At 45.1% G+C, this 9872-nt stretch carries 5 protein-coding genes and 1 pseudogene; 3 read left to right on the top strand and 3 right to left on the bottom strand.

What is annotated here, in order from left to right:
* The first annotated feature begins 511 nt into the window (after window positions 1-511).
* The 3 genes from RH949_RS31305 (at window position 512) to RH949_RS31295 (ending at window position 4104) form a co-directional block, all read left to right on the top strand.
* Window positions 512-1651, top strand: coding sequence for a zinc ribbon domain-containing protein (locus RH949_RS31305; protein ID WP_198016430.1), 1140 nt, complete (start codon window positions 512-514; stop codon window positions 1649-1651).
* Between the two features lie 124 nt (window positions 1652-1775).
* Window positions 1776-3413: an S-layer homology domain-containing protein gene (locus tag RH949_RS31300; RefSeq protein ID WP_446358697.1), complete on the top strand. Its 1638-nt coding sequence runs from the start codon at window positions 1776-1778 to the stop codon at window positions 3411-3413.
* Window positions 3414-3504: 91 nt separating this feature from the next.
* Window positions 3505-4104 (top strand): hypothetical protein, encoded by a 600-nt coding sequence (locus RH949_RS31295; RefSeq protein ID WP_446358695.1) that lies wholly within the window; start codon window positions 3505-3507, stop codon window positions 4102-4104.
* A 502-nt stretch (window positions 4105-4606) separates the two neighbouring features.
* On the opposite strand, the gene RH949_RS31290 is transcribed toward RH949_RS31295, so the two are convergent.
* The 3 genes and pseudogenes from RH949_RS31290 to RH949_RS31280 all read right to left on the bottom strand — a co-directional run.
* Window positions 4607-6577, bottom strand: a complete 1971-nt coding sequence (locus RH949_RS31290) for an adenylate/guanylate cyclase domain-containing protein (protein ID WP_446358693.1) — start codon at window positions 6575-6577, stop codon at window positions 4607-4609.
* A gap of 73 nt (window positions 6578-6650) precedes the next feature.
* Complete coding sequence (locus tag RH949_RS31285) at window positions 6651-9719, bottom strand: ATP-binding protein (RefSeq protein ID WP_446358691.1); 3069 nt, start codon at window positions 9717-9719, stop codon at window positions 6651-6653.
* A 59-nt stretch (window positions 9720-9778) separates the two neighbouring features.
* Window positions 9779-9872, bottom strand: a pseudogene (locus RH949_RS31280) (RNA-guided endonuclease InsQ/TnpB family protein); the annotation flags it as partial.

Genomic DNA, 9872 nt, shown 5'->3' with positions numbered 1-9872 from the left:
TAGGCTTACAGTTGATCCGAACTGGGGAAGCATTCGGAAGTGTGTATCAGTTGATGGCTAGTGGTCTATTCAACTCTTGCGTCACCAGACTTGTCTCTGGCAATCCCCACGCTCCACGTTAGTAGCGTGGGGTTGCTGAATCAATTGGCTTGGAATACCCTTTCCTCGAACCTCTGTGTCATCTTAGCCGAAGCCAGCTACTATTGTTAAATTACCATTTAATCAGCCTGAAGGTTCATAGGCGATAAAAGCGAAATTGGTAAGCACGTTCACCAAGGCTTGACATTTTAGCAACTATTGTGTATTTGTGTAGAGGCATTGTAAATAATTCTTCAATATTTTGACTTTATTTGCTAGACTTTTATTTAGGGTTAAGTCAAAACGACATAAGATAACCGAAGCGGCTCTGATTCTGGGGGTGAACCTTGGCACACTCTCTCCATCAGGTGTACAAAGACCCAATCCTATACATAACAACGGAATGGTGGCATCGAAAAGAAACAAAAATTTGATGAAGCGCACAGCACGGGTTTACCTAAATGATTTGAATGTAAGTAAGTTTCTAATTGTGCGCGAATTTTTGGGTCAATGCCACTCAATTATGCAGTATTTTGTTGACTTGTTTTGGCAACGTCAAGATTTTTCGGGGAAACTGGCTGACCTGCCCACAGTTCACCGAGCCAAGAAAAAGTTTGGGATCACAACCCGTTTAGGGCAAGCACTTGCCAAACAAGCGAGTGAGTGTGTTTTTTCTGTTCACCAGAAACAGAGAAAACGGAAACCTCAGCTAAAATGGCACACAGTTACATTGTTCTATCACTTCGTCACTATCTCTCCCTTTAAAAAAAAGGGCTTTGATTGGTGCGTCAAACTGATTGGTTCGGGGGCGCCCAAGTTAGTTATCCCGCTCAAGTCCACCTCAGTAATCAATCAACGGTTGGCTCAGGGATGGCAGATGTCTAAAACGATCCGCATGGGGTTGAAGAAAGGGCGATTGTGGATTGATTTTATCTTTGAGAAAGTTAGACCTCCCTTGAAAACTCAAGGTAGAGTTGTGGGAATGGATTCCAACTATAAAAACGGGGTGGTGTTTAGTGACTCCCAGGTAGTTGGACAAGATATTTATCAACGGATTCAGGAGTTTAAAAAGCGTCAGAAGAATACCCACGCCGAAATAAAATCTCGGTTGGGTCAGGCTCTGAAGAAAGTTGATTTGTCTTCTACAAAAGTTCTCAGTATAGAGGACTTGAAGAAGGTTAAACAGGGAAAACGAGGGACGTTCTCTCGCCTGTTTAACAGGCGGCTGTCTCATTGGCTATATAGAACTTTGGTGCAGTTGTTGGAAAGGAAGTGTGAGGAGGAGGGGATTCAGCTAGTGGTGAAAGACCCATTCAAGACCTCGCAGTTCTGCTCGAACTGCAACAGATGGGATAGACGAAACCGAAAAGGTGACAGGTTTAGGTGTGTTCATTGTGGCTACCAATCTCATGCTGACCACAACGCGGCACACAACAGGCGAGCTTTTAGGCTCGGCGGGAGTTTATGGTCTCCGTTCCTACTTAAGTTCAAAAAGTCAAAGTTTTGGATAACCATAGAGACTTCCCTTAAACCCTGTTGGGTCATAACAGAAGTATCCACGCCAATTTTTTAGCTAAATTAAGGCATTAATCAGCAAAACTCATGTACCTTTGAGGTAACAACTCAGCTTCGGGAGCATAGCAAAAGTGATGAGGAGATATAGGTTTAAGGGTTGTTTTCAGCCAATCGGCAAAACTATGCACTATTGGGGATATCGGGTCATTGGTTCAGTGTTAGGTGGCACGTTACTCAGTGTGGCAGCTAACATCGCCAGTCCTGAGAGTATTGCCCAAGCGCAAACAAACCCACCAGCCAATCAAAAAAGCTCGTTAGGAGAATCACTCCTAAATAACATGCTGGGGGCTGATGCCCTGCGCCCCCAAAACTCTGCCCCAAATACAACTCAACCTGCCCAAACAGCACCGAAATCGACGCCTAGTCGGGGCAGGCAAATCGTTCAAGCCACAACCTTTCCAGATATTCAAGGCAATTGGGCGCAAGCCTTTATCGAAGCCCTAGCCTCACGGGGAATCATTCGCGGATTTCCCGATGGGACATTTCGACCTAACGCCCCAGTCACCCGCGCTCAGTTTGCGGCGATGATTCGTCAGGCGTTTGAGCAACCCTTGGAACGTCCAGCCACTCAGTTTTCGGATATCCCAGCTAACTTCTGGGCATTGGATGCGATTCAAGAAGCCTATCGCATGGGATTTATGGAAGGATATCCCAATAATATTTTCCTTCCGGATCAAAATATCCCCCGTGTGCAAGTGCTAGTGGCATTAGTCAGTGGATTGGATTTATCGGCTCCCGCTCAAAGCACAGCCCTATTAAATCAAGCCTTTCAGGATGCCGCTCAAATTCCGGACTGGGCGCAGACTAGCATCGCGGCAGCAACGGTAAACCAGATGGTAGTGAATTACCCGAATGTGGCGTTCTTGAATCCGAATCAGACTGCCACTCGTGCCGATGTAGCTGCCTTTATTTACCAAGCATTAGTCAGCCAAGGGCAATTACCCCAAATCCCGCCCACCACTGTGGCAAGCCGTTACATTGTGGGGTATGAACCCATTGCCCAAGAACCACCACCACCGACACCAGAACAACTTGCTGCTTTGCGACGGCAGTATCTCTTGCCAGCACCGCCTGTGGAGGAACAATTGCGTCGGATTGTACGCGGAGGTTCCAGTATTAATACTCCTACAGCCTTTGGCGCTCAAACGGGAAATATATTCTTCGGTGCTACCTATCAAGAGCAAGTGCGGTTTTTCGATGAAGACGATGGTGCTGTTGTGGTCGGTTTTGGCGTCGGTGATGCGAGGAGAATCGTTGCTCTAGAAACCGCCGTTTCAATTTATGACTTATTTGGCGATACCTTTGAAGATGGCGGAGTTAGTTTCAAACTTCACCGCTTAATTGGTGATGATCTCGCTGTGGCAGTTGGTGTAGAGAATGCCATTGTTTGGGGGAATACTGATGGTGACCAAAGTGTTTATGGAGTTGTCAGTAAAGTTTTCCGTTTGCGAGAAAATCCCAGTGATCCCTTTAGTCGCCTAACTGCTTCCGTTGGTTTGGGTGGGGGACGTTTCCGTTCTGAAGAAGATATTGAGGATAAAGACGGTACAACAAATGTCTTCGGTAGTGTTGGTCTACAAGTTGTAGAACCCGTTACTTTAATTGCGGATTGGACAGGTCAAGACTTATATTTAGGCGCTTCAATTGTGCCGATTCAGGGTGTTCCTCTGGTGATTACCCCGGCTGTAGCTGATGTGACGGGTAATGCAGGTGATGAGCCTCGGTTTATTTTGGGGATTGGTTATGGGCTATCGTTCTAGAGAGGATAGATTGATTAACCTCTTATTGCTGGCGTAGGGGCATAGCAATGCGATGCCCATTACTCAAATCAGTTATATAAGGAGAAGACGAATGAAAAAGAGACATTTAGCATTTCAGTTAGGACTAGGTTTAGCTGTGGGAGTAGCAGGAATTTTATCGATGACAACATCGAGCCAAGCCCAGTCTGATGTTTCGGGTAATGTTATTACCACCAGTGACATCGCGGGCGGTTTTGCTCCAAGTCGAGGGGGTGAACTAATTATCGTCTATGAAACGCCTCAGATACGAGAGGATGTGTTCGATGCGACAGATTTCGTAAATGAACGACTTGCCCAACGAAATTTGCCCGGTGTGGGCAATGACACCTCTCCTATTGCTGGGGCAGTTCAGGGAAACTTAGCCTTGGTTTTGACGGGAACAGGTAACGTTGATGCGGGGGTGAGTCAAATTCAAAATGCTCTCGTGAATGCTGGAGCAAATCCCACCCTTGCCCAGAATCTCGCTACTAGCCTAGCGGGATTGACAGCAGGGGGTAGTGTTAATGCCGCTCAGTTTGCGGCTGTGGTTGAAGCGTACAATGCTTTAATTAGTGATAGTAATTTCGAGTTTTTACGGGAACCGCCGGAAGAACTGCGAGCAATTCGTTCTGTTCTGGCTATTTTGTTAAATGCGGCTTTGGCTAGCAATTAGGCTAGGAATTATGATGATTGGTAGGTTGGGTTGAGGAACGAAACCCAACTCTACTGACGTGGGTGGTAAGCTGTCATGTATTTAGGGCTTGCTGCATGAGTGTGGAAGGTAGACCAGATAAGGGTTTAAATCTATTTTTTTATCCAACAAGTGCAAGGTTTTTACACTAGCACCCTCTTGCATCTTGGGATTTTCGCCGACCTAAGCGCCGAATTTTACCTCAACAGAGGCTTGAAACTGTTGCCTGTTGCCTGTTCCCTGTTGCCTCTCCCCACCACAAGACTTATTCAGCAGACCCTATTTAGGTTGTGGCAATTTTCAAAACTGAAATCCTTGCTATACCTGGATTTCAAGCCGTACACTTGCTGCATCCTATTGAGGATTGCTATAGTTCCCCTTCTCCCTTGATGGGAGAAGGGGTTAGGGGATGAGGGTGAAATACTTGCCAGTTGTGTTTTTCACCTGAAGTTGACACCAATGGGTAATGCTGTGTCCCTACAGCTCAAACCACTGGATTGGGTAATGGAGGATTTTTCGTTAATGACTCGACTAACCAATACGTCATCATTTCTCCTTTTCCTTTAACGGCAATTTTTCCCCGTTGTTCAAAGCGATATTGCTCTTTTAAACAGGTATAGGTTGCTTCGGTGACTTGAATTTTACCCGGTAAACTTAATGATTCCATGCGAGAGGCAACATTAACCGCATCTCCCCATAAATCATAGATGAATTTCTTGGTGCCAATCACACCTGCGACAACTGAACCCCTGTTTACACCAATGCGGATTTGTAGCTGTTCACCATAGCTTTCTTGAAAACGGGCGATCGCGTCTCGCATATCTAGCGCCATTTGCGCTACGGCTTGAGCATGATTGGCTTTGGGAACGGGTAATCCACCGACAACCATATACGCATCGCCAATGGTTTTGATTTTTTCTAACCCATGTTGCTCAGTTAATTGATCAAAAACAGAGAAAATTTCATTGAGTAAGTTAACCATTTCCGTGGGGTTTATCTTTGCCGATAATGGGGTAAAGCCGACAATATCCGCAAACAAAATCGTCACATCAGCGAATTGTTCGGCAATCGCTGTTTTCTCTTTTTTCAGGCGTTCAACAATCGGAGCGGGTAAAATATTCAGTAATAATTCTTCAGAACGCTCTTGACTTTTTTTCAGGGCAATATCCGTAATTTGACGCTCTAATTCCGCCCCCGCTCTAGCGGCAAAGATTTTTAAGACTAATTCCCGGGTTTCATCGTTGAGCATGGGTTGAGTGTCTAGGACAGCAATATGACCAATGACATTCCCCATTGAATCAGTTAAAGGAATTCCGGCATAGCTTTCGGCTTTTAAGTCCACTAAATCTTGATCATCAGGGAAACTCGCGATAATATTGTCAGAATAGCAATAATATTTGTTATTTTGAATCACTTCCTTACAGGGTGTTCCCAGCAAGTCATATTCAATATTTTTGACAAATTTCTCGTCCAGCCAAAAGGCTAATGTCCGGACTCGTTTTTGTTTAAAATCTAGACATTCGGTAACAAACGCATAACGAACTGACAAAATTTCGGCAAGTTGGCGAACACAAGCGTTGAAAAACTCGCGCCCTGTTTTGGTGGCGGTTCCCTCAACAATGAGTTGTAAGGCTTCTTCACGGCGTTTGCGATCGCTAATGTCCCGCATCACCGCTATAACGCTATCCTGGGATAGAGGAGAAATCTTGGTGGAGAAGTCTGTTCTGCCGTTTTCTAACTGAAGACTATATTCAACTTCAATGGTTTCCTGGCGTTCTAATACGTTTTGAATCGTACTGTATATTAAATCAGCTTGGGGTTGGGGTAAACTTTCATGGACTGTGTTTCCCTGGGCGAGTTGGGGAGATTGAGAGATCAACTCATGGTTGGGTGTGGCGATTTTTAGATAGCGCCCCTGGGAATCCAAAACTAACACCAGTTCAGTCATGGCGTGGAATAAGGCGCGAAGTTCGGTTTCTGATGTGGTTAAAGCCGTCTTGGTTTTTTGCAGTACGTCTACAGTTTTTTCCAGCTTTTTATTGCGATGTTCGAGTTCACTTTGCAAACGTTTAATATTTAATTGGGTTTGGATTCGGGCTAAAACTTCTTCCAGTTGAAAGGGTTTGGTTATGTAATCAGCACCGCCATATTGAAATGCCTGCACCTTGGTCTCAGTATCCGAAAACGCACTCAGGAAAATAATTGGGATAGAACTTGTTTTCGGATCAGCTTTGAGTTGTTCACAGACTTCATAGCCATCTAATCCGGGCATATTGATATCCAGGAGAATTAAGTCTGGAGGAAGCAGCCGAGCAGCTTTTAACGCCATTTCACCATTAATGGCTTTGCGGATTTGATAGTGGTAGTCTGATAAGAAATCCGATAAAAATTTAATATTGTGGAGTTTATCGTCAACAATGAGAATATCGGCGATAAATTGATTATCATTTGTCATTTGTCAAAACACTGATTTCACGGATTTATTGGAGAGATTTGGGTGGGGAAGTGAAAGGTTAGTGACACTGATTTCACGGATTTATTGGAGAGATAGTCAAGTTTATCAGTTGATCAAATTGATAGCTGTCCACTAACTCCCTTAGCGCCTCAATGAGTTGAGATTCTTCGTCGGGAATTTGATCAATTAGGCTTAAACAGAGAGCATCGTTACAGGAACTCGCCGCGTAGTGAAGTTGCTCAATCCATTCGGATGACATAATCTTGAGATCATTGGCATTTAGAGTATAATCCGATGGAGATACGCTGGCATCAGTAGCATCAGACACTGTTTCGGTTGTCGTGTTGTACGAATACTGCACGCCTAAATATTGACTGATAATTTCTAGAATTTCCTCCAGATGAAACGGCTTGCTAATAAATGCATCACATCCAGCCGTTAAACATTCCTCTCGCTTATGGGCAAACGCACTGGCGGTAATCGCAATAATCGGCGGAATCGTGGCAAAATTCGACTGTTTAATCTGTCGAGTGGCTTGATAACCATCCATAATCGGTATATGCATATCCATGAAAATCAGTTCAGGTTGCCATTTTTGCCAAAGCGCGATCGCGGCTTGTCCATTCTCTGCCGATTTAACCTGAAAACCCACCTCTTTTAACAGCGTTACCAATAGCTGGCGGTTTACCAGATGATCTTCAACGACTAAAATTCGATAGGCGGGTTGTCCGGGAGCTAATCCCGTTACCTCCTGGAAATTAGAGGCTGGAGTATCGGGGATAGATTCCGTTAATTCTACCTGAATTTGGAATTTAAAACAACTTCCTTGTCCCAATTCACTTGTGATAGTAATTTCACCGCCCATCAATTGCACAAATTTCTGAGAAATCTTTAATCCTAACCCGGTTCCTTCGTAGGTATTTTGCCCAAGTTTGGTCTGCTTAAAGGCTTGAAATAACTCATTCCTGTCTTCTTTCGCAATTCCGGGTCCGGTGTCAGCTACTTTGAATCCCAGGTTGACGGTTTTACCCTGACGAACACCCGATACCTCTAGAGTAACTTGACCGTTTTCTGTGAATTTAATCGCATTACTCAGCAAGTTAATTAAGACTTGGTGTAATTTATGTTCATCGGTTCTAATCCATTGGGGAACAGTATCGTCTCGCTGAACCCTTAAACGTAATCCTTTGGACTTTGCCTTGAGTTGGAACATGGATTCCAGACGGCGCAAGAGTTGATGTAAATTACAGTCAATTTCTGCTAAAGTTATCCGCCCCGCTTCAATTTTTGACATCTCTAAGACATCATTAATCAACTCCAGTAAATGTTCACCACTGTGATTAATAATTTCCATGTACCCTTGATGCTGGGCGGGTAAGGATTGATCGCGCTGCATGAGTTGCGTAAATCCTAAAATCGCATTCATGGGCGTGCGGAGTTCGTGACTCATATTGGATAAAAACTCACTTTTTGCCCGGTTTGCCGCATCCGCTGCTTCTTTTGCCTGTTGAAGTTCGATGGCTTGGTTTTGGGTTTGGGCAAAGAGTTCAGCCTGTTGAACCGCGACACCAAGCTGATTGCCAATTTGGGTAACAATTTGTACCTCTGCGGGTTGCCATTGTCGAGGATTACTGTTTTGATACACCCCTAAGAGTCCCCATAGTTGCTGACCGCAAAAAATGGGGGCGATGATATAGGCTTGGGCTTGCATTCCTTTGAGCAAGTTGAGATAGCATTCGGAAAAGTTAGCTTGTTCAACATCAAAGACGCAGCAATAGGTGTTCTTTTGTCGATAGATTCCACCCTGTCGTTCTTGCAGATACGTGTCTTGAACCAATCCATCTGCACCGGTTAATTGAGTGGCAAGACACTGGGGATTAACCGTTGTGGTTTGGGCAAAGGTAGAGGATTTTTTACCCTCAAGAAGTAAAGCCTGCCAACCGGGGGCAACGGATTCAGCAACGATTGCCCCACTCCAATCGGGGTTAAACTCATAAATCAGAACGCGATCGCACTCAATGGCTTGTCGTAATTCAGCCGTTGTCGCCTTAAAGATGGTGTCTAAATCTAAACTTTGGCGCATTTGCTGGATGACGCGGTTAATTGCTTTTTCCCGCTGCGCCATCAATTTGATCGCGGCTTCGGCGGCAATCCGTTCTTGAATTTCAGTTTCTAAGGTGGCGTTGGTTGCCACTAATTCTGCGGTGCGTTCCTCAACCCGAAATTCTAAGGCTTCGTAGGCGCGATGTTTTTCGTCTTCTGCCCATTTCCGTTGCAATTCTGTGGCGGCGCGGGCGGCAAATACGTTCATCATCGCTTGATCTAAATTGCTGATGCACAAGGGTTTGATATCACAAATACCCAGCATCCCAATTACCTGTTTATTTCCGTCGAGTAAGGGAATCCCCACGCAATGTTCCGTATCTGTTGTATAGGGAAAAAGTTTCTGCCAATTGTCAGCTTCGTTACCACTCGGTTGAGTTTGGGGAATAATTTCACAGGAAGTAGGCTGTAACTGGGACACCTGATAGGATGCGATGCAACAACAAGCAAGGTTACGCCATCCCGGTTCGCGATCGCCAATTTTCTCAGCGACGACGACAGAGGGAACATGTAAGGATTTTGCCAAATTCTGCACCAAGGCGGCAAAAAAGTCTTCTCCTGTAACCGACGCTGTACCCGCAACAATGGCGCGTAGGGTTTCTTCGGTTTGGCGTCGTTGTACCACTTGCTGTTGTAATTCCCGGTTAATTGCTTCCAACTGTTCCGGGGTGCGTAGGGCGAGGAATTGGGGCAGTAAATCGATTAATCGTAGCGCTGTATAACAAGATATCAGGGCGGTTAAAGCGCGTTCAATTCCGGATATCCAGTAATCGGCGTGCCAAAGTGTCCAAATGTCAAACAGATGTCCGACGCCACAGAAAACAATAAACGCACTGAATAAAATAAATACTCTAGAGAAAGGAATATCCCGGCGTTGGCGGACAAAGTAAATCAGCATTGCCGGAATCGAGAAATAGGCGATCGCAATCAGCGCATCACTGACAACGTGTAATCCCACCAGGGGAGTTTGCCACAGGTAACAATTCCCGTGGGGCATATAGCTACGGGAGGATAAAATAGTCTGTAATGATTCCAGCACAGTCTTGTTTTCGTGACATACTCCTACACTAACCTGAGTACAGGTATAGTGTAGGCTTCTCAACCAATCCGGCTATTGCGTAGGAGACGTTGAGCTTTAAGAACGGGATGCCCCTCCGCTCTATTTTTTATGTTGATAGCTGCGTTATGATCA

This window comes from Coleofasciculus sp. A1-SPW-01 (genome assembly GCF_040217205.1).
In the GTDB taxonomy this organism is placed as follows: Bacteria; Cyanobacteriota; Cyanobacteriia; order Cyanobacteriales; family Coleofasciculaceae; genus Coleofasciculus; species Coleofasciculus chthonoplastes_A.
The sequence above is the reverse complement of the archived record's forward strand: the minus strand, read 5'-3'. Positions and strand labels throughout refer to the sequence as shown.